Genomic DNA, 24,546 nt, shown 5'->3' with positions numbered 1-24,546 from the left:
TCGCAAGCCCCCGGGCGGCGTCACGGGCGACGCGTCACGGCCGCGTCATCCGCAGCACGTCCAGCGCCTCGTCCAACTGCTCCTCGGTGAGCTTGCCCTGCTCGACGTAGCCGCGCTCCAGCACCACCTGACGGATCGTCTTGCGCTCGGCGAGCGACTGCTTGGCGACCTTCGCCGCCTCCTCGTACCCGATGTACCGGTTCAGCGGGGTCACCACCGACGGGGAGGACTCCGCGTACTCCCGGGCCCGCTCGACGTTGGCGGTGATGCCGTCCACCGTGCGGTCCGCCAGCAGCCGGGCGCTGTTGGCGAGCAGCCGGACCGACTCCAGCACATTGCGGGCGATCACCGGGAGCATCACGTTCAGCTCGAAGTTGCCGCTCGCGCCCGCCAGCGTCACCGTCGCGTCGTTGCCGACCACCTGGGCGGCGACCATCAGCACCACCTCGGGCAGCACCGGGTTCACCTTGCCCGGCATGATCGACGAGCCCGGCTGGAGATCCGGCAGGTTGATCTCGCCGATCCCGGTGCGCGGACCGGACCCCATCCACCGCAGGTCGTTCGCGATCTTCGTGAACCCGACCGCGACCGTGCGCAGTTGACCGCTCAGCTCGACCAGGCCGTCCCGGGCGCCCTGCGCCTCGAAGTGGTCCCGGGCCTCGGTCAGCGGCAGGTCGGTGGCGCGGGCCACCTCCGCGATGACCGCCGCCGGGAATCCGGGCGGGGTGTTGATGCCCGTTCCCACCGCCGTGCCGCCGAGCGGCAGTTCGGCGACCCGGGGCAGCGTGGCCAGCAGCCGCTCCCGCCCGTGCCGCACCTGCGCCGCGTAGCCGCCGAACTCCTGCCCGAGGGTGACCGGTGTGGCGTCCATCAGGTGCGTCCGGCCCGACTTGACCACCTGCGCGAACTCGGCGGACTTGCGCTCCAGCGCCTCCGCCAGGTGCTCCAGGGCCGGGATCAGGTCGTGCGTGACGGCGGCGGTGGCGGCGATGTGGATCGAGGACGGGAACACGTCGTTGGAGGACTGGCTCGCGTTGACGTGGTCGTTCGGGTGGACGGGACGGCCCAGCCGCTCCCCGGCCAGGGTGGCGATCACCTCGTTGGTGTTCATGTTGGACGAGGTGCCCGAGCCGGTCTGGAACACGTCCACCGGGAACTGGTCGTCCCAGTGCCCCTGCGCGACCTCCTCGGCCGCCGCCGCGATCGCCTCCGCCGTCTCCTCGTCCAGGACCCCGAGACGGGCGTTCACCCGGGCCGCGGCGGCCTTGATCCCGGCCAGCGCGGCGATGTGCGCGCGCTCCAGCCGCTGGCCGGACACCGGGAAGTTCTCCACCGCCCGCTGGGTCTGCGCCTGCCACTTCGCGGCGGCCGGCACCCGGACCTCACCCATCGAGTCGTGCTCGATCTGGTACTCCTGCGGCTTCGCCTGCTCGTCACCCATCGCGCGCTGCACCTCCTGTACGGGCCGGACCGGCCCGGAACGGATCTCCGCTCACCACAGCCGCGAGCGGGGCCCGGGTATTTCCGGCCGGGTGCACGGGCTGCGGCGGGTCCCGGCGGAACCCGCCGACGGAACCCACCGCCGGACGGTACCCACTGCCGGACGGTACCCCGGACCCTACGGCCGGGGCGGCTCGGCGCGGAACGCCTCGGCGCGGACCAGCTCACCCGGTTCGGTGCCCGCCTGGGCGACCAGTGAGGACACGGTGTCCGGACGGCCGGGGGCAGCGCAGCGGGGCTGGGCGACGGCGACCGTCAGGGGTGCGGGTGCGGGCATGGGCGCGGGTATGGGTGCGGCCACGGACTCGGGCTCGGACAGGGGCGAGGGCATGGCGGAGCTCCGGGAGGACGGCTTCGGGTGGTCAAGATCAAACCTATGCGTCCGCCGAGAAAGCCGGCAACGGCCCGGCCCCGGCAACGGCCCGGCCCCGGGGACCCCTGCGGACGGATCCGGCCGGGCTCGCTCGAAAGTCACTCGAACGAGTGAGACATCGGGCGGTCGGCTTCAAACCGGAGTACGGCGCTTCGTACGCTCCTTCCCGGGCCGGGGGACACCGGCGCGGGGGCCGGTACGAGGGGTGGACGGACGCATGACCAGGGCACAGGGCGCAACAGGCGGGGCGGACCCGGCGGACGCGAGGGACGACACCACGGGCAGGGCGTCCGGAGCGGGAGCGGGTGCGACAGGCGCGCCGCAGCGGGGGAGCGGCCTCACCCGGCGGCAGCTGCTCGGGGCGTCGGCCGCGCTCGGCGGCGCGGCCTGGGTCCTGCGCGCCACCGTCGGACCGGACAGCGCCCAGGCCGGCGCGCCCGTACCGCCCGGACTGCCCGCCGGAACCGAGCTCTACCAGCGGGTCTTCCAGAACTGGTCCGGCGAGATCCGCACCGACCAGCTGTGGACCTGCGCACCGCGCACCCCCGAGGAGGTCCCGGCCCTCGCCGACTGGGCACACGCCAACGGCTGGCGCCTGCGCGCCTCCGGCTACCGGCACACCTGGGCGCCACTCACCGTCGCCGACCGGACCCCGGAGAGCGCCCGCGTCCTGCTCGTGGACACCAGCCGTCATCTCACCGCCCTCACCGCCGACTCGCCCACCACCGTCCGCGTGCAGACCGGCGCCACCATGGAGGCCCTGCTCGCACACCTGGCCGACCGCGGTCTCGGCCTGACCGCCTGCCCGGCCCCCGGCGAGATCACCGTCGGCGGCGTGCTCGCCATCGGTGGCCACGGCACCGCCGTCCCCGCGGCGGGCGAGGTACGGCCGGAGGGCCACGGCTACGGCTCGGTCAGCAACCAGGTCGTCCGGCTCACCGCCGTCGTCCTCGACCCGGGCAGTGGCCGGTACGTGCTGCGGACCTTCGACCGGTCCGAGGCCGACAGCGCCGCCTTCCTGGTGCACCTGGGCCGGGCCTTCCTCACCGAGGTCGTCCTGCGGGCCGGCGCCGACCGACCGCTGCGCTGCGTCAGCCGGCTCGACATCCCGGCGAGCGAACTCTTCGCCCGCCCGGGGACGGCCCCGGACGGCGGGCTGCTCGGGGGAGTGCTCGGAGGAGTGCTGGGCGGTGGCCAGGGGCGCGGCCCGCGGACCTTCGCCGAGTTCGTGGAACGGGACGGCCGGGCCGAGGCGATCTGGTTCGCCTACACCGACTACCCGTGGCTCAAGACCTGGAGCGTCGCCCCGACCAAGCCGACCGCCTCACTCGCCGTCGACCACCCCTACAACTACCCCTTCTCGGACAGCGTCCCGGAGCCGGTGGCCCGACTGGCTGCCGAAATCGTCTCCGGCGCCTGGGGATCGGCCCCGCTGTTCGGCCAACTCCAGTACCTGGTAGCGATGGTGGGGCTCACCGGCGACCTCACCCAGGTGCTCCTCTCCGGCGGCCTGCTCCGCGGGCTGCTCAGCGGTGACGTGCTCACCCACCTGCTCGCGGGCGGGCTGCGCTCCGACCTCTGGGGCCCCTCGCGCACCCTGCTGCAGTACGTCCGGCCCAGCACCCTGCGGGTCACCGCCAACGGCTACGCGATCCTCGCCCGGCGCGCCGACCTGCAGTGGGTGGTCAGCGAATTCGCCGCCTACTACCGGGAGTTGCTCGCCACCTACCAGGCCCGGGGCGAGTTCCCGGTGAACGGCGCGGTGGAGATCCGGGTCACCGGAACGGACGACCCGGCGCAGTCCGGCGTCCCCGGCGCCAGGCCCCCGCTGCTGTCCGCGCTGCGCCCGCGCGCCGACCGCCCGGACTGGGACACAGCGGTCTGGTTCGACGTCCTCGCGTTCCCCGGCACCCCCGGGCTGGAGCGCTTCGCCCGGGACCTGGAGCAGTGGCTGCTGCGCACCTTCGACGGCACCCGGGCGGGCTTCCGGGTCGAGTGGTCCAAGGGCTGGGCCTACACCGCCGACGCGGCCTGGGCCGACCAGGACCTGATCGGCCGGGTCATCCCCGAGAGCCTGCGGGCCGGCGGCGGGCCCGGCTGGGACGAGGCGGTCGCCGTCCTGGATCGGCACGACCCGCACCGGGTGTTCGGAAACCCCTTCCTGGACGGTCTGTTGAGGTAGCCACCGGAGGGGCCGGGGTGGAGGTGCCGGGGTGGAGGTGTCGGCAGGCCGCCACTATCTGACGGACCGTCAGATGTGCTCCATCACGATCACCGCCAGGGTGTCCGGGGCCAGGGCGCGGAACACGTGCGGGGCGTCGCCCGGGTAGCTGACGTAGTCGCCCGGGCCCAGCTCGACCGGCCCCTCCGTCGGCCCCACCAGGGCGCGCCCGGAGCCGATCATCACGTGCTCGACGCTGCCGGGCATGTGCGGGTCGGAGGCCCTGGTCTCGCCCGGTTGCGCCTCGATCCGGTAGATGTCGCGCCGGGCGTTGGGCGGGCAGGAGGAGAGCACGGTGGCCGCGTAGTCGGCGCGCTCGGAGTGGGTCACCGGCCCTTCGCCGGCCCGGATCACCCTGACTGCCGGGCGCGGCGGGTCGACAAGTCGGCTGAATGGCACGTTCAGCGCCACCCCGAGCGCCCAGAGCGTCTCCACGCTGGGGTTGCCGGCGCCCGACTCCAGTTGGGAGAGCGTCGACTTGGCGATACCGGCCCGCCGGGCCAGCTCGGCCATCGACAGGCCGCTGCGCTCGCGCTCGCGCCGGATGGAGGCGGCGATCTGGCCGATCAGCTCGGTCCCGGAGCCGCCGACGGGCGTGGCCGGGGTGGTCTGGTCACTCATGCTCGCCACTCACGCTTTCCTCCGGCTCGTTCGCCGCCCGTTGTCGTTCGCCTGCCGACCGCTACCTGTCGTCAGCCGTCTGCTGCCGTTCATGCTGTCACGGCCGTCGTGCCCGCTGTCCGGGCCGTCCGGGCCGTCCGGGCTGTCCGGGGTGCATCCGGGGCGCCTGACGTTCGGTCTGTCGGTCGTCTCGTTCGCCTTGACGAACGCGGCTCGACGGGTTCATTCTAATGGACATGCGTTCGCTACTCCGAACACTGGAGCGTGCCACCCTCCGTGACATCGCCCTGGTCTGCCTGGCCGACGCCCTCGTCGGCGCCTCCTTCGGCGCGATCAGCGTCTCCGGCGGTCTGCCCCTCTGGGTGCCGATCGCGCTCTCCGTCCTCGTCTTCGCGGGCGGCTCCCAGTTCGCGGCGGTCGGCGTGGTGCTGTCCGGCGGCGGCGTGCTCGCGGCGGTCGCCACCGGGCTGGTCCTCAACGCCCGACTGCTGCCCTTCGGCTTCACCGTGGCCGACGTCCTCGACGGCCCGTGGTGGCGACGGATGTTCGGCGCCCAGCTGATCACCGACGAGACCGCGGCCTTCGCCCTGCAGCAGAGCGAACCCCGGCGGCGCAAGGCCGCGTTCTGGCTCTGCGGCATCGCCCTGTACGTGGTCTGGAACGTCTCGGTGCTGCTCGGTGCCGCCGCGGGCGGGCTGATCGGAGACACGGACGCGCTCGGCCTGGACGCCGCCTTCCCGGCGGTGCTGCTGGCGCTCGTGCTGCCCGCGCTCACCGACCGGCGCACCCGTACGGCGGCGGTGGCGGGCGCGGTGGTGGCCGTCGCGGCGACGCCGTTCGTGCCGTCCGGGCTGCCGGTGCTGCTCGCCCTGGTCGGACTGCTGTTCGCCGGGAGGCCGGCGGCGGACGGGGCCAAGGGTGAGCCGGCGGCGGGGTCGGCGGGGTCGGCGGATTCGATGGAGTCGTTGGAGTCGGTGGCGAAGGAGTCGGTCCGATGATGCCTCTGTATGCCGTGCTGCTACTGGCGGTCGGAACGTACGCGTTCCGGCTCGCGGGGCCGGTGCTCGGCGGCCGGCTCGCCCTCTCGGAGCGGCTGCGGCACCTGCTCGCCGTCGCGGCCGCGGTGCTGCTGGTCGCCCTGGTGGCGACCGGTGCGCTGACCCAGGGGCACGGCTTCGCGGGGTGGGCCCGCCCGGCGGGCGTGCTGGTGGCGGGGCTGCTCGCGCTGCGTCGGGCGCCGTTCCCGGCCGTGGTCGTCGCGGGCGCGGCGACCACGGCGGTGCTCCGCCTGTGCGGGGTGGGCTGAGCGGCCGACAGATTTCAGTCGACGACTTTCAGCAGACGGATAACAGATGTCAGATGACAGATTTCGAAATCTGTCATCTGACATCTGTTATCTGTTATCCGTCCGCTGTCATCTGTGTGCCGCTGCCCCTCGTCAGCCGCCCAGCGCCTTGAAGAAGATCGTCGTCGGGTGCGGAACGCCCTTCGGGTCCGTCGCGTAGTCCGGGACGGAACCGACCTTGGTCCAGCCCGCCGCCTCGTACAGCCGTTCCGCCGGGCTGCCCGTCTCGGTGTCCAGCACCAGCAGCCGCAGGCCGAGTTCGAGCGCCCGCTCCTCCAGCGCCGCCAGCAGCCGTCCGGCCAGCCGGTGCCCGCGGTCCGCCGGGTGCACCATCAACTTGGCCACCTCGCCCCGGTGCCGCCCGTTCGCCGGCGCCGCCGGACGCAGCTGCACCGTTCCGGCGAGCCGCCCGTCCGCCCCCGCCCGGACCGTCCACAGCACCAGCCGCCCGTCCGCGACGTCCGGACCGAGCGCCCGCCACCACGCGGTTGCCTCGCCGCGGCCGAGCGTCGCGAGGAAGCCCAGCGAGGCGCCGTCGCGGACGGTGTCCACCAGGAGCGCGCCCAGTTCCTCCGCCGCGCCGTGCAGTTCCTCCGCGGTCACCCGCCCGACCGCGTAGCCGTCCGTCCCGCCGCCCGTGTCCTCAGCCATGTCGCTTTCCTCACTGCCTCGCGCCCACCCACCGTCCGGCCGGGTGCGGAATACTCGCCGGTACTCCGCCGAGACCGGTATCCCGCCGAGACTACAAGGAGCTTCGATGACGAAGCCGACCCGGATCGACCCGTCCGACCTGCTCGCCGTCGGCGACCTCCTCTCCGACGAGGAGCGGCTGATCCGCGACACCGTCCGCCGGTTCACCGAGGAGCGGATCCGCCCGCACATCGGCGACTGGTTCGAGCGCGGGGTCTTCCCGGCCCGCGAACTCGCCCCCGAACTCGGCGCTCTCGGGGTGCTCGGCATGCACCTGGACGGCTACGGCTGCGCGGGCGCCGACGCGGTGGCGTACGGGGTGGCCTGTATGGAGCTGGAGGCGGCGGACTCCGGGCTGCGCAGCTTCGTGTCGGTCCAGGGCTCGCTCGCCATGCGGTCGATCCACGCCTTCGGTTCGGAGGAGCAGAAGCAGCGCTGGCTGCCGGGCATGGCCGCCGGCGAGCTGATCGGCTGCTTCGGCCTCACCGAGCCGGACTTCGGTTCGGACCCGGCCAACATGCGCACCCGGGCGGTCCGCAAGGGCGGCCAGGGCGGCAAGGACGGGGACTGGGTGCTCTCCGGCAGCAAGATGTGGATCACCAACGGCAGCATCGCCGATGTCGCCGTCGTCTGGGCGCAGACCGAGGAGGGCGTGCGCGGCTTCCTGGTCGAGCGCGGCACCCGCGGCCTGACCGCGACCGACGTGCACGGCAAGCTGTCCCTGCGGGCCTCCGTCACCAGCGAGTTGGCCTTCGACGAGGTGGTCCTTCCGGCCGACGCCGTGCTCCCCGGGGTGGTCGGCCTGCGCGGGCCGCTGTCCTCCCTCAACGAGGCCCGCTACGGCATCCTCTGGGGCACCGTCGGTGCCGCCCGCGACTGCTACACCACCGCCCTGGACTACGCCAAGAGCCGGATCCAGTTCGACCGCCCGATCGCGGGCTTCCAGCTGACCCAGCAGAAGCTGGTCGAGATGATGCTGGAGGTCGAGAAGGCCTACCTGGTGGCGCTGCGGATCGGCCGGCTGAAGGAGGAGGGCGCGGCCCGCGCGCCGCACGTCAGCTTCGGCAAGCTCAACAACGTCCGCGCCGCGCTGGAGATCGCCCGCAGTGCCCGGACCGTCCTCGGGGCCAACGGCATCACCACCGAGTACCCGGTGCTGCGGCACGCCAACAACCTGGAGTCGGTGCTCACCTACGAGGGCACCAGCGAGATCCACACCCTGGTCCTCGGTGAGGCCATCACCGGAGAGTCCGCCTACCGCTGACGGCTGCCGCCCGCAGGCCTTCCGCCCGCAGGCCTTCCACCCGAAGGCCTTCCGCCCCTCATGAGCAGGGGAAATCCGGTGGCCGGGTCCGTCGCGACCCGGCTACCGTTCCCTGCCATGACCGGACAGCCCGCCCCGACGTCCCCGACCACCACCCTCTGGCGCCCCACCGGGCCGGAGGAGCTGGCCCTGGTCGAGGCCGCCGACCGGCGTGCCTGGCCGCCCCGGCTCCCCGACCAGCCGATCTTCTACCCGGTCCTCAACGAGGACTACGCGATCCGGATCGCCCGGGACTGGAACGTGCCCGCCTCCGGCGTCGGCTACGTCACCCGCTTCGAGGTCGAGACCGAGTTCCTGGCCCGCTACCCCGTGCGGCAGGCCGGCGGCCGGACGATCCTCGAACTCTGGGTGCCGGCGGAGGAGTTGGACGAGTTCAACCGGCACATCGTCGGCCGGATCGAGGTCGTCCACGAGTTCCGGCCCCAGCCGTGACCGGCGGCTCGGCCGTGCCCCGGCCGTCCGTCGCGGGGGCCGGGGCTCCGGAGCCGTCCGGCCGCGTCCTGCTCACCTCGGCCCAGCGGACCGGCACCACCGTCCTGCTCGCCGAGGCCGCCGCCCGGCGAGGCCTCGCCACCGCCGTCCTCGACGGACCGGGCACCGTCGGGCGGCTGGCCGGGCGGCCCGTCCACTGGTACGGCGGGCCGCTCGCCGCCGCCGGGATCGCCGCACCGCTTGGCCTCGCCCTGCTCGAACCCGAGGACGACTGGCTGGCCCGCCTCCCCGAGGAGTTCACCCGGCGCCGGATCGAGCTCACCACGCTCTCCGAGGCCTGGACGCTGCGTCACCCGGCGTTCGTCAAGCCGCCGGCCGACAAGTCGCTGCCGCCCGCCGTCTACGCGGACGGCTCCCGGCTGCCGCGCACCGGCGAGCGGATCGGCCCGGACACGCCCGTCCTGGTCAGCGAGCCGGTGACCTTCGCCGCCGAGTACCGGCTGTTCGTCCTGGACGGCGAGGTGATCACCGGCAGCCGCTACGCCCGCTTCGGCCGGCTCGACCCCGCTCCGGTGACCGCCGGGGCCACCGGGTTCGCCCGGCGGCTGCTCGACGCCGTCGGCGACACCCTGCCCGGCGCCGTCGCCCTGGACGTCGGACCGATCGCCGACCCGTACGACCCGGCCGAGCGGTGGGCGGTGGTCGAGGCCAACCTGCCGTGGTTCGCGCACTCCTACGCCGCCGACCCGGAACGCGTCCTGGACGTGGTGCTGCGCGCCGCCGGACCGGCCGCCGAGCTCCGGGAGGCCGACCGCCGGTTCGTCCGTACGGCGGGCTGAGCACGCGCGGGTGCCGGGCAGGGCCCTCCTCCGTCCGGTGTAGCCCGTCCGACACCCCTCGGACACCTGTCGTTCGACCGTGCGACGCCGACCGGTACGGCGGCCGGTGAAGCATGGCGCGGTCGGCGGCGCCCTCCACGGCCGCGGCCGAGCACGTGCACGACCGAAAGGAACCCCCGCCATGTCCGCTGTCCAGTGGCCCCGCCCCCGGGTGCTCGTCGTCGGGATCGACGGCGTCCGCCACGACTACCTGGCGCAGGTGCCGATGCCCCGCCTCCAGGAGGTCGCCGAGGCCGGGTTCCTGGTGCCGGTCACCGTGGCGGACACCACGCCGACCATGTCGGGGCCGTGCTGGGCCACCATCGTGACCGGGGTCGAGCCCGCCAAGCACGGCGTCTGGGGCAACCACCTGGCCGGCAACCGGCTCGACGTCTTCCCCGACTTCGCGACCCGCCTCGCCCGCGGGGACCGCCGCCGCACCTTCGTCGCGGCCGGCTGGGACCCGCTGATGATCAACGAGTCCGGCGGGCCGCTCTTCCGCGCCCCCGGCCGGCTCTCCTACATCGCCCCGTCCGAGGACACCCCCGAGGCGTGGGAGGTCGTGGACGAGGAGGTCACCCGGGAATCGGTCCACGTCCTCGGCACCGCCGACCCCGAGGCCTCTTTCGTCTACCTCGGCGCGGTCGACGAGACCGCCCACTTCCTCGGTTGCGGCGACGAGTACCGCGCCGCCATGCGCGCCGCCGACGAGCGCCTCGGCCGCCTCCTGGACGCCGTCCGCGGCCGGGCCTCGTACGCCGAGGAGCAGTGGACCGTCATCGTCGTCACCGACCACGGTCATGTCGACGCCGGCGGCCACGGCGGCCGTACGGTCGAGGAGCGGACGGCCTGGGTCGCCTGCGCCGGGCACGGCATCCCGGCCGGTCCGCCCACCGGCGAGATCCGCCACCCGGACGTAGCCGCCCAGGTGTACGCCTCCCTGCTGCGCCCGATCGACCCGCACTGGACCCTGGACGGCCGCCCCTTCCCGGTCGCCCGCCCGGTGACCGCGACGGTCTGATCCGGGGCCTCCCACCGCCCGGGGACTCCACCGCCCGGGACGGTAATCGGCCACCCGTGCGGTTCCACCGACCCGTGTGCCACCCCGGGGGCCCCGGATGCCCCGGGTGCAGCAGGCCGGGCTGCGGTGGGGCCGGGCTTGAGCGAGGCTCGACCGGGGTTCGGGCGGCACTCGACCCGAGTGTGCCAACCTGAGCGCCGGACCGGCACGGGCGTTCCGGCCCCGGGCGCCCACGGCCCGGTGGTCTCCCGGGATCCGGGGCTCCGGCTCACCGGAACCCCGGCCTCCGCCGAGCGGCATACGCCGGAAGGTGGAGACGGTACCCCGTGGGTCGGAGAGAAGATCGCGACCTGGTGGTGACGCTCCGCCGGGTCGGCGCGGGCCACCATGGTTACACCGGGCGGCGGACCGAGCCGCCCGGGCCGGCCGGGGCAAGCGGCGGCCGGCGAGCGGTAGCGGACACGGAGAGGGCAGTCGGGAATGAAGGGCATCGTGAGCAAGGTCGCGCTGGGAGTCGCGGGTACCGGCATGGCCGTCGCCGTGGCGGCCGTGGCAATCGGCCCGCGGCTGTCCGACTGGTACGACGAGCGCCATCAGGTGCAGGCCTCCTACGACACCGGCACCCAGGCCAAGGCCGACCGCCGCTCGATGCCCACCTGGCTGCCCGACAACGCCTCGGGCGTCCAGTACCTGATGTCCACCACGGGCGACGACCGCCTGCTGCGCGCCACCCTCCCGGAGGGGCGCCTGCCCGTCGGCTGCACCGCCGGTCTGCCGGGCAAGGCCGCGCACCCGGTGCCGATGTCGCTCAAGGCGGGCTGGTTCCCGGAGAACGTCACCACCAAGGTCACCGGCACCTGCGGGCACTACAACGTGACGCTGACCGGCAACCAGCTCTTCGCCTGGCAGGACGGCGCGGCGGTGCAGGCCGCGCTGCGCGCCGAGCACGTCACCAAGCACGGATCCCGCTGACCGCGGCTCGGCGTCCCCGCGCAGGGGGCAGCCGCTCCGACCGCGGAGCAGCCGGACGACGGAACGGCCCGCCGGGCACCGTAAGGTGTCGGCGGGCCGTTGTCGTGCGCGCACGGGCCGACACCGGGTGCCGTCCCGCAAGGGCCATCGGCACGCGAACGGATGTCGTGCGTGTGCGTCGCCCGGATTCAGGCGCACCCCCTGCTGTCGTAACCGGACCGGCCTGCGATAGGACGGAGCGCGAACGAACCCCTCGTCACCCCGTCCGTTAGGAGAGCCATGCCCGGCCCGACCGTCGGCCCCGCCGACGACATGTCGACCGCTGCCGCCGCCGCATCCACCACCGCACCCGCCGCCGTGCCCGTCGCCGCGCCCGCCGACGGCCAGGCCGGGACCGGCCGGGCCGCCACCGGCCTGGCCACGATCGCCGTCCTGGGCGGCCTCACCGCGCTCGGTCCGCTCACCACGGACCTCTACCTCCCGGGCCTGCCCGCGATCGCCGACGACCTGGCCGCCGAACCGGCCGCCGTCCAGCTCACCCTGACCTTCTCCATGTTCGGGGTCGCGGCCGGGCAGCTGCTCTTCGGGCCGCTCAGCGACCGCTTCGGCCGCCGGCCGCCGCTGCTGGTCGGGCTCGTCGTCTACACCCTGGCCAGCCTGGTGTGCGTGTTCGCGCCGAACCTGTCGGTGCTGATCGCCGCCCGCTTCGTCCAGGGCGCGGCCGGCTCGGCGGGGCTGGTGATCGGCCGGGCGGTCGCCCGGGACCGCTTCCAGGGCAACGCTCTGCTGCGCTTCCTCGCCTCGATCGCCCTGATATCGGGGCTGGCGCCGATCCTCGCCCCGATCATCGGGGCGCAGCTGATGCGGTTCACCTCCTGGCGCGGGACCTTCGGCGTGCTCACGGCGCTCGGTCTGCTGCTCGTCCTGGCCGCGTTCGGCGCGCTGCGCGAGTCGCTGCCGCCGGAGGCCCGGGAAGGCGGCGGGGTGGGCGCGACCCTGCGGACGATGGGACGGCTGCTGCGCAACCTGCCGTTCCTCGGGCTGGCGCTGACCAGTTCCCTCGCCTTCGGCGCGCTGTTCGGCTACATCAGCGGGTCGTCGACGGTGCTGCAGCACGTGTACCAGGTCTCGCCGCAGACCTACAGCCTGCTGTTCGGGCTGAACTCGGTGGCGATCGTGGTGATGACGCAGGTGAACGGGCGGCTGCTCGCGCCGCGCTTCACCCCGCGTGCGCTGATGCTGGGCGGGCTCGCGGCGGCGGTCGTCGCCGGGGTGGCGCTGGTGCTGCTGACGACGGTGTGGGACTTCGGGCTGGTCGGGTTCTGCCCGCCGCTGTTCGTGATGATGGGGAGCCTGGGGGTGGTCCTGCCGAACACCGCCGCGCAGGCGCTCGGTCTCGTCGAGCCGCAGGTGGCGGGTACGGCGTCCGCGCTGCTCGGGACGGGCAACTTCCTGGTCGGCGCGGTGGTCGCCCCGTTGAGCAGCCTGGGCGGTCGGCCGTCCGCGGTGCTGCTGGCGCTGGTGGTGCTGGCCTGCGGAGTGCTGGCGACGTCCGCGTACCTGGCGTTGTGCCGACCGGCCCGGATGCGGGCCGCGACGGGTGGCTGAGACGGAAAACGGATAACAGCTGACAGATGATGAAATCTGTCAGCTGTTATCCGTCATTCGCTGGCTGTCACTCGTCAGCTGTCATTCAGCCGTCATTCGCCGGCTGTCGTCCGTCACGCGATCGAGAAGTCGTCCCCGAACACGTTGCCCTGGCCGTACCAGCCGTGCAGGTACACGGTGACGGTGCCGGAGGCGCCGGTGGTGAAGGGGGCGGACAGCTTCGTCCAGCCGGAGGCGTTGGTCCAGGTGCTGGCGGTGGCACCGCCGCTGACGCCGAGGTAGGCGTAGTTGCCCTGCACCCAGCCGCTGAGCGTGTAGCCGGTGTTGGGCTTCAGCGTGACGGTCTGCGAGCACTCGCCGGTCTGGCCCGCGGTGGCCGCGGCCTGGAGGGCGTAGCTGCCGGAGTGGACCGGGGTGGAGACCACGGCGCCGCCGCTCTGGCAGGCCCAGGGGGCGAGGCTGCCGGTCTCCAGGTCACCGTTGGCCAGGCCGGTCGTCGGGGTGGTCCCGGTGACGGTCAGCGAGTAGGTCGCGGTGTGGGTGCCGGACGGCGCGGTGGCGGTCACGGTCAGCGGGTAGGTGCCCGCGGCCGCGGCCGAGGTGGTGGTGATGTTGAGCGTGGCGCTGCTGCCGGCGGTGACGCTGCCGGGGGTGACGGTGGCGGTGACGCCGACCGGGGCGCCGCTGACCGTGAGGTTGACGCTCTGCGCCGAGCCGGTGGTGACGGCCGTCGCGACGGCCGCGGAGGCGGACGAACCGGCCGCCACGGTACCCGAGTTCGGGTTCACCGCGACCGAGAAGTCATTGCCCGGCTGGGTGCCGGTGACGTTCAGCGTGAAGACGCCGGTGTGGCTGCCGGAGGCCGCCGTGCCGGTGACCGTGATCGGGTAACTCCCGGGCGCCACCGACGAGGTGGTGGTGATGTTGAGCGTGGCGCTGTTGCCGGCGGTGACGCTGCCGGGGGTGACGGTGGCGGTGACGCCGGCCGGCGCGCCGCTGACCGTCAGGTTGACGCTCTGCGCCGAGCCCGCCGTCACGGCGGTCGCGATGGTCGCCGAGGTCGACGAACCGGCCGTGACCGTACCGGAGTTCGGGGTGGCGGAGAGCGAGAAGTCGTTGCTCACCGTCGAGCCGCTGGTGAAGGGCGCGAAGATGTGGGTGAAGTCCCAGGTGTTCTGGGCGATCCCGGAGCAGTTGTCGTTGCCCTTGGTGCCCGGGCAGCCGCCGTTGTCGCGCTGGAGGGCCCAGAAGGACAGCGTGTTGATGCCCTTGGACACCGCCCAGTTGTACACGGTGGTGGCGTTGGCCAGGGTGAAGGTCTCGGCCGGGCCGAAGTCGTCGACACCGACCATCTCGGTGATCCCGATCGAACCCCACAGCTGGGCGGGGGTCTTGGACGGGTAGAGCCTGGCGAGCTGGTTGTAGAGGCCCTGCGCGGAGGTCTGGGTGTCCGCCGCCATGTCGTGGGTGGCGTTGTCGTAGTAGTCGAAGGTCATCATGTTGACGACGTCGATCCGCGCGTTGTTGCTGACCGCGTTGCGCAGCACCGCGAGGCCGCTGTCGGCGAGCCCGCTGGTGGTGGTCGGCAGGGTGTACGAGAACTGGATGGTGCGGCCCTTGGTGGCGGCCCAGTCCTGCACGAGCTTGATCGCCTTGTTGCGGCGGTCGATGCCGGCGGTGTTGGTCAGCGAGTTGTCCTCGATGTCGAGGTCGATCCGGCTGATGTCGTAAGTCGTGATGACGTTCTCGAAAGCGGTCGCGATCTGGTTGACGTCGGTGCAGCTGTCGGCCAGTTCGGTGCCCGTGTTGTCGGCGGTGTAGCCGCCGAAGGAGGGGATCACGTCCCCGCCGTTGGCGCGGATGGTGGCGATGTCGGCGCCGAAGGTCGAGGAGGCGACCGGCATGGACGAGTCGCCGTTCCAGTACGGCGTGCACGAGCCCTTGGTGGCGGCCTGGAGGAACGCCATGGTCAGGTGCTTGGCGCCGGACTGCGCGGCCAGCTGGGCCGGGCTCTGGCCGGTCCAGGCCTCGAAGTAGGGGGCGAAGACCCGGCTGGGGAGCGGGGTGGCGGCCTCGGCGGTGCTGGTGCCGGCGGCGACCAGGCCGGCCGAGGCGGCCAGCGTGGCGCAGGCCGTCAGCGCGGCCTGGATCGTTCTGCGAAGACGCATGGATTCTCCAACAGACTTGGTGGGGCAGGACGTTGGGGAGGTGCGTGCACTCCGGGGCGCGGCAGCCGTGTGGGGTCGGCCGGGCGGGCCCGGTCCCGGGGGAGCGGGATCGGGTGGAGTGCGGGGTGGAACGGGAGGTGCGGATCGGGTGCGGGCACGCGGCAGCCCGCCGACTCGCGCGGACGCGGACGGCGGTGCGGCGCAGTGCGCGCACCGTAGGGAGCGGGGGTGGAGCGGAGCAGGGCAGGGCGATGCCTCAGCCGCCGGTGGTCACACCCCCACAGTGCATCCCGGTCGGATCGACATGCTTATGTTTGGACTAGACCACTGGTCTGTCAAGAGTCCTAACAGTTCGTCACCGGACGGCCCGGGCAGCCGAAGGCGGGCGGATCGGCGACCGGGCGGGGGTGGTCGCGGAGAACGTGCCGGAAGGGCGCCGGTGCGCGTGGAGGGTGGCGGTTGCCGGGCTTCCGGGCGGGGCCTCGGAGGGCAAAAAATGACCGTGGCCGCGCACCCGGTGGGGGCGCGGCCACGGCGGCCCGGCGCTCAGGACACCGGGCGGTTCGGGGCGTTCGCGGCGCGGGCGCCGCGAGCGGGCCGGGCGAGCGGGGTCGCCCGAAGCGGTTCGGCGGTTCGGCGGTTCGGTGGATCAGGGTCAGCGGGGCGGGCAGAGTGTGGTGCGCAGCGCGTCGTTGATCTTGGCGGCGGTGTCCGGCCCGAAGCCCTGCGGGTGGTCGGGCGAGGTGAAGCGCTGGTTGGCCAGCTCGACCAGCTTCCCCTTGTCCTTGGGGAACTGGTACATCGACTGGCACTGGTTACGGGCCCGGTCCACGGCCTGGTCGGGCTTGCCGCCGACGATCGCCGGGTCGATCGCGTCGAGCGCGGCGACCACCTTGGCGGTCAGGCCGGTGTCCGGCTTGGCGGGCAGTCCGGCGTCGGCGGGCGGGGCGGGCTTGGCCGGCGCGGGGGCTCCCGAGGCGTCGGGGGCGGGCGCGCCCGTGGCGCCGTCGGCCGTGGGAGTGGCTGTCGGGGCGTCCGTGCCGGGCGCGGGGGTCGCAGGCGTCGGGGCCGCGGGCGTCGCGGCGGCGTCACCGGACGCGGTGGTCGAGGCCACGGTGGGGGTGGGGGATCCGGCCGCGGTGGTGGCCTTGTCCGAGTCCGACCCGGAGCAGGCAGCGAGGCTCACCGCGGCGAGTGCCGTGAGGGTGGCGGCGAGGAGACGAGTGCGCATGGCGCCCACACTGTCATGTTCGCGGCGTAGAAGGGAAGGTCCCCGGGAGGTCCTCCGGACCGCCCCCGGCCGGTGCCCGGGAGCACCCCGGACACGACGCGACGGCGGCCCGGGAGGAGTTCCCCGGGCCGCCGTCGCGTTGTCGTGCCGGCGGGGCCGTCACGCCGCCTCGCCGTCAGTTCGTCCGTACCGGCAGGGCCGGCCCGTCAGGCCGTCGCGCCGGTCGGTCGGCCCGTCAGCCGAGACCGTTGGACTTCAGCCAGTCCTTGGCCACCGCCGACGGGTCCTCCTTGTCCACCGCGACGCGCTTCATCAGCCCGGTCAGCCCGGCCGTGTCCAGCTTGGCCGACACCGCGTTGAGCGCGGCCGTCGCCGTGGCGTCCACGCCCGCCTTGTTGACCAGCGGGGTGATGTTCTGCGCGCCGAAGACGTTCTTCGGGTCGGCCAGCGGGACGAGCTTGTACTGGACGATCTTCGGGTCGGTGGTGAACACGTTGCCGACCTGGATGCTGCCGTCCTTGAGCGCGTTCGCGGTGGTGTCGGCGGTGGGCTTCCACTCCTTGAAGGTCAGCCCGTAGACGTCCTTGAACTGCTGCTCGCGGCGGGACTTGAACTCCGGCGGGCCGCCGATGGCGAACTCGCCGGCCTTGGCGGCCAGGTCGGAGATGCTCTTGAGGCCGTACTTGTCGGCGCTCTCCTGGGTGACGCTGAGCGAGTCCTTGTCCTCGGCGGGCGAGGAGTCGAGGATCCCCAGCGCGGCGGGCAGCGTCGTGGCGAGCGCCGCGTTCACGTCCTGGGTGGTGACGGCGGTGGACTTGGCGTCCAGGTAGGCGAGCAGGGCGCCGTTGTACTCGGGCAGGACGGTCAGGTTGCCGCTCTGCAGCTGCCCGTACAGCACCTCGCGGCTGCCGATGTTGAACTTCTCCTCGACCTTGACGCCCTTGGCCTTGAGGGCCTGCGAGTAGATCGAGCCGAGCAGGACGTTCTCCGGGAAGTTCGCCGAGCCGATGACGACCGTCGACCCGGAGCCGCCGCCGGTACTACCGGCGCCGGCTGAGCTTCCTGATGACGCCGACGCGCTCGAACCCCCGCCGAGCGGGTCGCCGCCGGACGAGCCGCAGGCGGTGGCGCCGAAGGCGAGCGCGGTGAGCGTACCGAGGACGAGGGCACGGCGGCTTCGCTTCGTTGTCGACATGGTGACAGTTGTCCTTCCGGAGAGGATGGGGAGAGGAGGTTCGGACAGGAGAAGGGGAAGGGGGTTCAGCGGGCCCGGTGCTGGGCGCGCACGCCCGGCGGGAGCGCGAACCGGGCGAGCAGGGAGAAGAACAGCTGGGCCCCGACCGCGAGCAGCACCACCAGCAGCGCGCCGCCGACGGTCACGGCGTACTTGCGGGTCGCCAGCCCGTCGATGACGTAGCGGCCGAGCCCGCCCAGCCCGACGTAGGCGGCCACCGTGGCGGTCGCGATCACCTGGACGGTCGCGGTGCGGAAGCCCGCCAGCAGGGTCGGCGCCGCCGAGGGCAGGCAGACCTGCCGGAGCACCTGCGGATGCGTCAGGCCGATGCCGCGTGCGGCGTCCCGGACATCCGGGTCGGTGCCGCGCACCCCCTCGACGGCGGCCACCAGCAGCGGCGGTGCGGCGAGCGCGACCAGCGGGATCAGGACGGCGGTGTCGCCGACCCCGGCGAGCAGCACCGCCAGCGTCACCAGCCCGAGGGTGGGCAGGGCGCGGGCGGCGCCGGCGAACATGGTCACCACGGTGACGCCGCGCCCGGTGTAGCCGATCAGCAGCCCGAGCGGGACGGCGAGCAGCGCCGCGTAGAACAGGGCCTCCCCGGAGAGCAGCAGGTGCTCGGAGACGCGGTGCACGATCGAGTCCGGGCCGCTGCGGTGGTCGGGCGCGGTGAAGAAGTCGCTCAGCCAGGTCAGCCAGTTCACGAGCCCGCCCCCTTCTCCCGGACCGCCCACGGTGCCAGCACCCGTCGGGCGCCCACCAGCAGCAGGTCCACGGCCAGTGCGAGGACGGCGATCAGCGCGATGCCGGCGACGATCGGGGTCGGGAAGGTGCGCTGGAAGCCGTCGATGAACAGGTACCCGAGCCCGCCGCGGCCGACCAGCGCCCCGACGCTCGCCAGCGAGATGCTGGACACCGCGGCGACCCGCAGGCCGGCGATCAGGTACGGGACGGCGGCCGGCAGTTCCACCGAGGTCAGCCGGTGCCACGGCCCGTACCCCATCGCGGTCGCTGCCTGCCGGACGGCGTCCGGGACGGCGCGCAGCCCGTCCACGGTGGTCGGCAGCAGGACGGCGAGGGCGTAGAAGGTGAGCGGGATCATCACCGTCGCCTGGGTGGCGAGCCCGGTGTACGGGATCAGCACCACGAACACGGCCAGCGAGGGCAGCGCGTAGACGATGTTGAAGACGGCGGACAGCGGCTGGTACAGCCGGGGGAAGCGGGCGCAGGCCAGGCCGAGCGGGACGGCCAGCAGCAGGCCGATGAGCACGGGGACGAGGGCGATCACGGCGTGGTCGGCGAGCAGGTGGCCGAGGTAGCCGAGGTGGTCGCCGATCCAGTACCAGCGGACGATCGGTTCATCGTCCACCGTCGGCTCCGCCCGTTCCGGCCGTTCCGCCCGTGCTGTCCGCCTCGCCGGTGCCGTCTCCGGCGGTGTCGTCTTCGGCGGTGTCCTCCCCGGCGGTGTCCTCCCCGGTGGGGGCGGCCTTGGCGGGGACTGCCTTGGTGGTGCTGACGCGTCCGGCGGCCTCGGGCCGGAGCGCGGTGAGGACGGCCTCCCGGCTGGCGGTTCCGGTCGCCCGGCCGTCGGCGTCCAGGGCGACCGCGACTCCGGACGGGGACAGCACGGCGGCGTCCAGCGCGGTGCGCAGGGTGTCGGTGTCCGGCCGGAAGGCGGCGGCCTGGTGCAGCTCGGCGGCGACGGCGTCGCGGTCGATCCAGCCGATCGGGCGGCGCTCGTCGTCCAGGGCCAACTCCCACCCGCCGTACGTGAGTCCGTCGCTCACCGGGCGCAGCGTGACGGTGCTCGCGGGGCGCAGCCCGAGGCCGCGCAGACCGCGGTCACGGCCGAGGAAGGCGGCCACACCGTCGTCGGCGGGGGTGGTGAGCAGTGTGTGCGGGTCGGCCAGCTGGGCGATCCGGCCGTGCTCGCGCAGCACCACCACCTGGTCGCCGAGCCGGACGGCCTCCTCGATGTCATGGGTGACGAACAGCACCGTCTTGTGCAACTCGGACTGGAGTCGAAGCAGCTCGTCCTGGAGCCCGGCGCGTACCACCGGGTCGACGGCGCTGAACGGTTCGTCCATCAGCAGGACCGGCGGGTCGGCGGCCAGGGCGCGTGCCACGCCGACCCGCTGCTGCTGGCCGCCGGACAGCTGGAACGGGTACCGCTTGGCGGTCTCGGGCGCCAGCCCGACCAGTTCGAGCAGTTCGGCGGCCCGGGCGCGGGCCTTCTTGCGGTCCCAGCCGAGCAGGAGGGGGACGGTGGCGATGTTGTCGATGACCCTGCGGTGCGGGAAGAGCCCGGCCTGCTGGATCACGTACCCGATGCCGCGGCGCAGCTTGGCGGGCTCCAGCTTCGCGACGTCGGTGCCGTCCAGCAGCACCCGGCCCGAGGTGGGCTCGACCATCCGGTTGACCATGCGCAGCAGGGTGGTCTTGCCACAGCCGGATGGTCCGACCAGGACGGTTATCCGACCGGTCGGGACCTCAAGGTCCAGGCCCTCGACGGCGATGGTGCCGTCGGGGTGGCGCTTTCCGGCGCCCTCGAATCTGATCACGGGGTGTTTCCTCGTCAGGGCGCCCGGTGGAGGCGGCGCCTGGGTCGGTCGGTCGTTCGGTTGATGGCGGATCGTCGACGAACGGCGGTGCGGGCCGGTGCTCGTCGCGCGTGTCGCGCTCCTCGTACCGCCCGCCCGGGCGTTCTTCCGCCCGCGTGGCTGCCCAGGTTCGGACCGGCGGAAACTCTGATCAGACTATGACCTGCATGATCTCCTGTCTGTGATTTACCCCCCGGCGCGTGCCGTGGGAGCAGGCAGGGACCCGTGGCAGCCGGCCCCGCAGGCCGTGCGGCAGCGGCCGGGGAAGGCGCTGCCGCAGCGACCGGGAGGCGCTGCCGACGGGCCCGGTTCAGCCGCCCTAACGGGTCGGCAGGCCGGAGGCCGCCCAGCCGACGAAACCGCCGTCCAGATCGGTCGACCGGTGCAGGCCCAGCTCGCGGAGCGAGGCGGCGGCCAGGCTGGAGGCGTAGCCCTCGGAGCAGACCACGATCACCTCGATGTCGTAGCCCGAGGCCTCCGGGATCCGGTGGCTCCCGGTCGGGTCGAGCCGCCACTCCAGCACGTTGCGCTCGATGATGAGCGAGCCCGGGATCTCGCCCTCGGCCGCCCGCTGCGCCGCCGGACGGATGTCCACCAGCAGCGCGCCGTCCAGCTGGGCCTGGTACGCCTCCCGGGCGCGCGGGCGGTGGACGCCCTCCCGGGCCCGCTCCACCAGGTCGTCGATCGTGGTCACCATTGCTCCGGTCCTTCCTCAGAGGTGCGGACGAGCCCGCCGGCCCGCAGGTCGTAGTGCGCCATCGAGCTCAGCGGGGGCGAGTAGGCGTGCAGGGTGACGGCGGGCCCCACCGCGGTATTGCGCACGTCGTGCACGTACTCGGGGCCGAAGGCCCGGGTGGTGCCCGCCGGGACCCGGCGGATCAGCAGCCCCTGGTCCGGGCCGCCGAGGGACAGCTCCTCCAGCTCGCCGAGGGCGACGGTGAACGCGCCGCGCGAACCGCCGTGGTCGTGGAAACCGGTGGACTGGCCGGGCAGCCAGCTGATCAGCCACACCTCGTGGTCGTCCTCGGCCACCAGGCGCCGGTACCAGCGCTCCTCGGTGGAGAGGCGGACGTGGTGGATCCACTGGTCGGGCCGCTCGGCCAGCTCGCGGACGAGGGCCCGCAGGGTGCTGGGGGTGAGCGGCGCTCGGGTCTCCGCCGCGGCAGGGGCGGCGGTCGGGGAGTCGGGAGCGGGGTCCAGGCTCGTGTTCAGGCTCATCAAGGCGTCCTCGGGTGCGCGGGAACGTCGGCAGGGTGTGCCCGGGCTCCGGCGGCGGTGGGCGGGCGCGGGCCGACTGGGCGGTCCGGTACGCACGAATGTGCCGGGGAGGGGCGGGAGTCAGAACTGCGGGTGCGGGTGCGCGGCGCGGGACCTGGCAGGCGTCACAGGGCGGGACCGGCGGGGGAGTACAGGGTCAACAGGCACAGATGGAACTCGCCTGGCGTCGCAGATCGACGTGCAGGCGGCAGACCAGTGCGGTGCCGGAGTCCATGCGCCGGATCTTTCCCGAGCGAACCGGACGAAGTCAAGCCGGTCCACCGGGGCGCGGGCGCCGCTGCACCGCTGCTGGAGCGCCGGTGGCCTGCTGCGGCGCGGCCGGTGCGGGCGGCTCGGCCGCTGCCCGCCCGCTGCCCGTCCGACCGCCCCGGCCGTGCTACCCCTCGGCCGGGCGGCGCGGTGCCGGAGGAGCGGGGGCGGAGGCGGACGGTGCGGCGCCGCCGCAGGGCTGGGCGGGCACCGGGGCGGCGGCTCCCGTCGCCATGGCCGCCATGTCTGCCATGGCCTCCTCGATCACCGGCGCGGCCTGGTCGCCCAGGTAGCGGCCGAGGCTCTGGTAGGCGTCGAACTGCTGGTGGTCGAACCACTGGTCGCTGGTGCGGTCGTTCGGGAAGGCCCGGTTCTCCATCGCGTAGGCGTGCAGTTCGTACGGTTGGTCCGGGGTGAGCAGCGACTTGAGGACGACCAGCCTGCCGTGCCGGTCCGCCTCGGGCGTGCCGTCGGCCAGGTCCGGGTAGCGGATGTCGCCGGTGATGACCGCCCGGGCCGAGAGCCGGGCGGACAGCTGGGCCGCGAGCCCGTGCAGCGGCGCGGGCGGCGTTTCGCCCGTGCCGTCGCCGGCCTCGTCGTGGCCGCCCGGCTCGGACGGCCGCTCGGCGGCAGCGCTGCCCGGCAGTAGCAGCTCCGGCCGGTGCAGGGTGATCTCCACGCCCAGCTCCTCGCGGGCCAGGGTGATCGCGGCGGCGAGGGCGGCGGGGAAGCCAGGGTCGCTGCTGGAGTCGACGCAGACGGCGGTGCGGACCCGGTGCCGCAGCAGCTCGACCAGCCCGAGGTTCTCGTAGTGGCCGCCGTCGGTGGTGAGGAGGAAGCGGTCGTCCGCCGGGAACCGGCCTGTCAGTTCGCGCAGTTGGTACGGGAGCCGGCGGACGGCGGGCTGCGCGGGGCGGCGCCAGTCCAGGGTGCCGGACCAGTCCGGGCCGAGCACCGCGGGGTTGGGCAGCCACGTCCCCAGGCGTGCGTTGGTCACCGCGAACAGCCTCTGGTAGACGCGGGAGTTGCGCCCCATCGCGGAGGAGAAGGCGGCCCCGGAGACGGCCATCGCCGACTGGACGGTGAGGTCCCGGGCGATGTGCCGCCGGGTGCGCCGCTCCAGCAGGTCGGTGCGCGCGTACCCCACGTCCGGACCGCCCACGTAGTCGTACGAGAGCGCGAAGGAGACCGCCCGACGGCCCGGCGGGGTGCGGGAGTTGCCGGACAGGTTGGCCGCCGCCGAGAAGATCACCTGCGGGAAGTCGGGGTGCCGGGCACCGTAGTGGCTCAGCCGGGTCTGCTCCTGGAAGAAGTGGTACGGGCGGGCCGTCGACCGGCCGCCCTCGGTGGCCCGGCGGACCGCGAACGCGGAGGCCAGCCGGAGCCGGTAGAACGGGTGCAGGCTCATCCAGGTCTGGTCGAGGTTCAGCCCGACCGCGCCGAGCAGCAGCGGCAGCAGCACCTGGACGGCCGTCGGCCAGGCCCAGCCGGTGGCGACCGCCCAGCCGAGGGCCAGCAGCGCGCCCGCCGCCAGCGTCAGCAGGGCCGCCCACACCACCACGGACTGGGGGAGGCCGGCGGTACGGCCGCCGCCGATCCGGCCGGGACCGCGCAGCGCCCCGGCCGGCCCGGCCGTGCCGTGGCCGATCGTCCGGCGGTCGCGCCAGAGTATGCCGAGCAGCAGCGCGAGGTAGCTGAGCCCGACCGTCAGGCTGAGCCCGGCGCCGGTCAGCCGAGGGCCCGCCGCCAGTGCCTGCTGGAGCCGGACCGCGCCCCAGGCCAGCCCCGGGACGGCCAGCACCCCGAGGGCCGACAGGCCGGCCAGCCCGAGTGCGGTGAGGTTGAGCCGGCGGAGGGCGCGCGGCAGCAGCGCCTGCCAGCCGAGGGAGGGGAAGGCCAGCAGCCACAGCAGCCGGCACCCGGTGGCTGCCGCCAGCAGCGCGCCGAGGGCGGCGAGCGCGGCCGGGCGGAACTCCAGCGGCCCCGGGACGGCGCCCGCGTGGCGCAGGCCGGCCGCCGCCAGCCGGTCCAGGTCGGTGAGCGGGACGGCGTGGTAGAAGCGGCTGAGGCCGAGGCCGAGCGTCAGGACGGCGGCCAGCAGCAGGGTGAGGGCGGACAGCACGCCGCGCAGCAGTGTCCCGAGGGCGACCAGCCACTCGCCGGCGCCGTCGGCGATGTACTTGCCGTGCCTGCGGAGGTGGTCCTCCTCCGGGGAGCCGGGCTCCATCACGGTGTCGGCCGTCAGGCCCGAGACGGCGTGCACCGGGCTGTCGGGCGCGGAGTCGCTGAGCGCGAGCTGGAGCGCGCCGACGGTGTAGCCGCCGCCGGAGACGGAGACCAGGTAGCGGGCCCGTTTCAGCCAGGGCCGCAGCGACTGGAGCGCGCCGAGCGTGACGCAGGCCGAGCGGATGCCGCCGCCCGAAACGCAGAAGCCGAGCTCGGCGGGCTCTCGGCCGGGCGGCACCCGGGCGGCGTCGCGCCAGTGGGCGTGCCGGTCGGCGCCGGCCGGTGGGGCCGACGTGTCCGGTGTATCCGGTGTATCCGGTGTGCCTGATGTGCCCGATGCGGCTGACCTGTGCGGCGGCGGCGGGGTGCGGTGGCGGGTGGCTGTCGGCCAGGGCGGGATCAGCGCCGGGCGGTCGGTGGTGCCGTCGTCGGTGTTGCCGCCGGTGCCGTCGCCGCCGGTGGTACCCCCGGCGGCCCGCGCGGGGCCCGGCCCGCCCCCCCCCCCGGCGGCGCGGACCGACGGGGGGGCCCCCCCGCCCCCCCCCGCGGGCGGGGGGCGCACCCCCAAGGCTGGG

22 protein-coding genes are annotated in these 24,546 nt (G+C 74.0%); 9 read left to right on the top strand and 13 right to left on the bottom strand.

Going from position 1 to position 24,546, the window contains the following annotated elements:
* Window positions 1-34: 34 nt before the first annotated feature.
* A complete protein-coding gene (locus ACFQ6N_RS07635; protein ID WP_380647596.1) occupies window positions 35-1,441 on the bottom strand; it encodes a class II fumarate hydratase in 1,407 nt (468 codons plus the stop codon).
* Between the two features lie 177 nt (window positions 1,442-1,618).
* Window positions 1,619-1,831 carry a hypothetical protein gene (locus ACFQ6N_RS07630; protein WP_380647594.1) on the bottom strand — a complete coding sequence of 71 codons (213 nt, stop codon included), beginning with the start codon at window positions 1,829-1,831 and terminating at the stop codon, window positions 1,619-1,621.
* A 259-nt stretch (window positions 1,832-2,090) separates the two neighbouring features.
* Here ACFQ6N_RS07630 and ACFQ6N_RS07625 point away from each other — a divergent pair, with 259 nt between their 5' ends.
* A complete protein-coding gene (locus tag ACFQ6N_RS07625) occupies window positions 2,091-4,055 on the top strand; it encodes a cholesterol oxidase substrate-binding domain-containing protein (RefSeq protein ID WP_380647593.1) in 1,965 nt (654 codons plus the stop codon).
* A gap of 69 nt (window positions 4,056-4,124) precedes the next feature.
* Here ACFQ6N_RS07625 and ACFQ6N_RS07620 read toward each other — a convergent pair whose 3' ends face one another.
* On the bottom strand, window positions 4,125-4,715 hold the full coding sequence (locus ACFQ6N_RS07620) for a helix-turn-helix domain-containing protein (protein WP_380647762.1): 591 nt from the start codon (window positions 4,713-4,715) through the stop codon (window positions 4,125-4,127).
* 236 nt (window positions 4,716-4,951) lie between these two features.
* On the opposite strand from ACFQ6N_RS07620, the gene ACFQ6N_RS07615 reads away from it, so the two are divergent.
* Both ACFQ6N_RS07615 and ACFQ6N_RS07610 read left to right on the top strand, forming a co-directional pair.
* Window positions 4,952-5,713 (top strand): AzlC family ABC transporter permease, encoded by a 762-nt coding sequence (locus ACFQ6N_RS07615; RefSeq protein ID WP_380647592.1) that lies wholly within the window; start codon window positions 4,952-4,954, stop codon window positions 5,711-5,713.
* On the top strand, window positions 5,713-6,021 hold the full coding sequence (locus ACFQ6N_RS07610) for an AzlD domain-containing protein (protein ID WP_380647761.1): 309 nt from the start codon (window positions 5,713-5,715) through the stop codon (window positions 6,019-6,021). Before ACFQ6N_RS07615 ends, ACFQ6N_RS07610 begins: the two co-directional genes overlap by 1 nt.
* Before the next feature lie 132 nt (window positions 6,022-6,153).
* Here ACFQ6N_RS07610 and ACFQ6N_RS07605 read toward each other — a convergent pair whose 3' ends face one another.
* The gene (locus ACFQ6N_RS07605) at window positions 6,154-6,711 is read right to left on the bottom strand and encodes a GNAT family N-acetyltransferase (RefSeq protein WP_380647591.1); all 558 of its coding nucleotides are present in this window, start codon (window positions 6,709-6,711) and stop codon (window positions 6,154-6,156) included.
* 106 nt (window positions 6,712-6,817) lie between these two features.
* Here ACFQ6N_RS07605 and ACFQ6N_RS07600 point away from each other — a divergent pair, with 106 nt between their 5' ends.
* The 6 genes from ACFQ6N_RS07600 (at window position 6,818) to ACFQ6N_RS07575 (ending at window position 12,985) form a co-directional block, all read left to right on the top strand.
* Entirely contained in the window at window positions 6,818-8,014 is a 1,197-nt protein-coding gene (locus ACFQ6N_RS07600) for an acyl-CoA dehydrogenase family protein (protein ID WP_380647589.1), read from the top strand.
* Window positions 8,015-8,131: 117 nt separating this feature from the next.
* A complete protein-coding gene (locus ACFQ6N_RS07595; protein WP_380647587.1) occupies window positions 8,132-8,506 on the top strand; it encodes a hypothetical protein in 375 nt (124 codons plus the stop codon).
* A gap of 68 nt (window positions 8,507-8,574) precedes the next feature.
* Window positions 8,575-9,345 (top strand): ATP-grasp domain-containing protein, encoded by a 771-nt coding sequence (locus ACFQ6N_RS07590; protein ID WP_380647759.1) that lies wholly within the window; start codon window positions 8,575-8,577, stop codon window positions 9,343-9,345.
* Window positions 9,346-9,526: 181 nt separating this feature from the next.
* Complete coding sequence (locus ACFQ6N_RS07585) at window positions 9,527-10,405, top strand: alkaline phosphatase family protein (RefSeq protein ID WP_380647586.1); 879 nt, start codon at window positions 9,527-9,529, stop codon at window positions 10,403-10,405.
* Window positions 10,406-10,885: 480 nt separating this feature from the next.
* Window positions 10,886-11,377, top strand: coding sequence for a hypothetical protein (locus ACFQ6N_RS07580; protein ID WP_380647585.1), 492 nt, complete (start codon window positions 10,886-10,888; stop codon window positions 11,375-11,377).
* 279 nt (window positions 11,378-11,656) lie between these two features.
* Entirely contained in the window at window positions 11,657-12,985 is a 1,329-nt protein-coding gene (locus tag ACFQ6N_RS07575) for a multidrug effflux MFS transporter (RefSeq protein ID WP_380647583.1), read from the top strand.
* Window positions 12,986-13,098: 113 nt separating this feature from the next.
* Here the strand turns inward: ACFQ6N_RS07575 and ACFQ6N_RS07570 are convergent, their stop codons facing one another.
* From ACFQ6N_RS07570 to ACFQ6N_RS07530, 9 genes are all read right to left on the bottom strand, one after another.
* Window positions 13,099-15,153: a glycosyl hydrolase family 18 protein gene (locus ACFQ6N_RS07570; RefSeq protein WP_380647582.1), complete on the bottom strand. Its 2,055-nt coding sequence runs from the start codon at window positions 15,151-15,153 to the stop codon at window positions 13,099-13,101.
* Between the two features lie 655 nt (window positions 15,154-15,808).
* Window positions 15,809-16,384, bottom strand: a complete 576-nt coding sequence (locus ACFQ6N_RS07565) for a hypothetical protein (protein WP_380647580.1) — start codon at window positions 16,382-16,384, stop codon at window positions 15,809-15,811.
* A 235-nt stretch (window positions 16,385-16,619) separates the two neighbouring features.
* Window positions 16,620-17,579: an ABC transporter substrate-binding protein gene (locus tag ACFQ6N_RS07560; protein ID WP_380647579.1), complete on the bottom strand. Its 960-nt coding sequence runs from the start codon at window positions 17,577-17,579 to the stop codon at window positions 16,620-16,622.
* Window positions 17,580-17,644: 65 nt separating this feature from the next.
* Complete coding sequence (locus ACFQ6N_RS07555; RefSeq protein WP_380647578.1) at window positions 17,645-18,322, bottom strand: ABC transporter permease; 678 nt, start codon at window positions 18,320-18,322, stop codon at window positions 17,645-17,647.
* Entirely contained in the window at window positions 18,319-18,987 is a 669-nt protein-coding gene (locus tag ACFQ6N_RS07550) for an ABC transporter permease (RefSeq protein ID WP_380647576.1), read from the bottom strand. The genes ACFQ6N_RS07555 and ACFQ6N_RS07550 overlap by 4 nt, the downstream gene beginning before the upstream one ends.
* Window positions 18,977-20,179, bottom strand: coding sequence for an ABC transporter ATP-binding protein (locus tag ACFQ6N_RS07545; protein ID WP_380647575.1), 1,203 nt, complete (start codon window positions 20,177-20,179; stop codon window positions 18,977-18,979). Before ACFQ6N_RS07545 ends, ACFQ6N_RS07550 begins: the two co-directional genes overlap by 11 nt.
* 358 nt (window positions 20,180-20,537) lie before the next feature.
* Window positions 20,538-20,915 carry a rhodanese-like domain-containing protein gene (locus tag ACFQ6N_RS07540; protein ID WP_380647573.1) on the bottom strand — a complete coding sequence of 126 codons (378 nt, stop codon included), beginning with the start codon at window positions 20,913-20,915 and terminating at the stop codon, window positions 20,538-20,540.
* Window positions 20,909-21,436, bottom strand: coding sequence for a cysteine dioxygenase (locus ACFQ6N_RS07535; protein WP_380647572.1), 528 nt, complete (start codon window positions 21,434-21,436; stop codon window positions 20,909-20,911). The genes ACFQ6N_RS07540 and ACFQ6N_RS07535 overlap by 7 nt, the downstream gene beginning before the upstream one ends.
* Window positions 21,437-21,872: 436 nt before the next feature.
* Window positions 21,873-24,209: a hypothetical protein gene (locus ACFQ6N_RS07530; RefSeq protein ID WP_380647571.1), complete on the bottom strand. Its 2,337-nt coding sequence runs from the start codon at window positions 24,207-24,209 to the stop codon at window positions 21,873-21,875.
* Between the last annotated feature and the right edge of the window lie 337 nt (window positions 24,210-24,546).

Source organism: Kitasatospora sp. NPDC056446 (assembly GCF_042796115.1).
Classification (GTDB): Bacteria; Actinomycetota; Actinomycetes; order Streptomycetales; family Streptomycetaceae; genus Kitasatospora.
Note: the sequence above shows the minus strand (reverse complement) of the source record. Positions and strands in the feature narration are given on the sequence as shown.

What these genes read in the sequence shown, in the direction of transcription:
- ACFQ6N_RS07635 (WP_380647596.1), bottom strand. Translation starts at nt 1,441, where the DNA reads ATGGGTGACGAGCAGGCGAAGCCGCAGGAGTACCAGATCGAGCACGAC.
- ACFQ6N_RS07630 (WP_380647594.1), bottom strand. Translation starts at nt 1,831, where the DNA reads ATGCCCTCGCCCCTGTCCGAGCCCGAGTCCGTGGCCGCACCCATACCC.
- ACFQ6N_RS07625 (WP_380647593.1), top strand. Translation starts at nt 2,091, where the DNA reads ATGACCAGGGCACAGGGCGCAACAGGCGGGGCGGACCCGGCGGACGCG.
- ACFQ6N_RS07620 (WP_380647762.1), bottom strand. Translation starts at nt 4,715, where the DNA reads ATGAGTGACCAGACCACCCCGGCCACGCCCGTCGGCGGCTCCGGGACC.
- ACFQ6N_RS07615 (WP_380647592.1), top strand. Translation starts at nt 4,952, where the DNA reads ATGCGTTCGCTACTCCGAACACTGGAGCGTGCCACCCTCCGTGACATC.
- ACFQ6N_RS07610 (WP_380647761.1), top strand. Translation starts at nt 5,713, where the DNA reads ATGCCTCTGTATGCCGTGCTGCTACTGGCGGTCGGAACGTACGCGTTC.
- ACFQ6N_RS07605 (WP_380647591.1), bottom strand. Translation starts at nt 6,711, where the DNA reads ATGGCTGAGGACACGGGCGGCGGGACGGACGGCTACGCGGTCGGGCGG.
- ACFQ6N_RS07600 (WP_380647589.1), top strand. Translation starts at nt 6,818, where the DNA reads ATGACGAAGCCGACCCGGATCGACCCGTCCGACCTGCTCGCCGTCGGC.
- ACFQ6N_RS07595 (WP_380647587.1), top strand. Translation starts at nt 8,132, where the DNA reads ATGACCGGACAGCCCGCCCCGACGTCCCCGACCACCACCCTCTGGCGC.
- ACFQ6N_RS07585 (WP_380647586.1), top strand. Translation starts at nt 9,527, where the DNA reads ATGTCCGCTGTCCAGTGGCCCCGCCCCCGGGTGCTCGTCGTCGGGATC.
- ACFQ6N_RS07580 (WP_380647585.1), top strand. Translation starts at nt 10,886, where the DNA reads ATGAAGGGCATCGTGAGCAAGGTCGCGCTGGGAGTCGCGGGTACCGGC.
- ACFQ6N_RS07575 (WP_380647583.1), top strand. Translation starts at nt 11,657, where the DNA reads ATGCCCGGCCCGACCGTCGGCCCCGCCGACGACATGTCGACCGCTGCC.
- ACFQ6N_RS07570 (WP_380647582.1), bottom strand. Translation starts at nt 15,153, where the DNA reads ATGCGTCTTCGCAGAACGATCCAGGCCGCGCTGACGGCCTGCGCCACG.
- ACFQ6N_RS07565 (WP_380647580.1), bottom strand. Translation starts at nt 16,384, where the DNA reads ATGCGCACTCGTCTCCTCGCCGCCACCCTCACGGCACTCGCCGCGGTG.
- ACFQ6N_RS07560 (WP_380647579.1), bottom strand. Translation starts at nt 17,579, where the DNA reads ATGTCGACAACGAAGCGAAGCCGCCGTGCCCTCGTCCTCGGTACGCTC.
- ACFQ6N_RS07540 (WP_380647573.1), bottom strand. Translation starts at nt 20,915, where the DNA reads ATGGTGACCACGATCGACGACCTGGTGGAGCGGGCCCGGGAGGGCGTC.
- ACFQ6N_RS07535 (WP_380647572.1), bottom strand. Translation starts at nt 21,436, where the DNA reads ATGAGCCTGAACACGAGCCTGGACCCCGCTCCCGACTCCCCGACCGCC.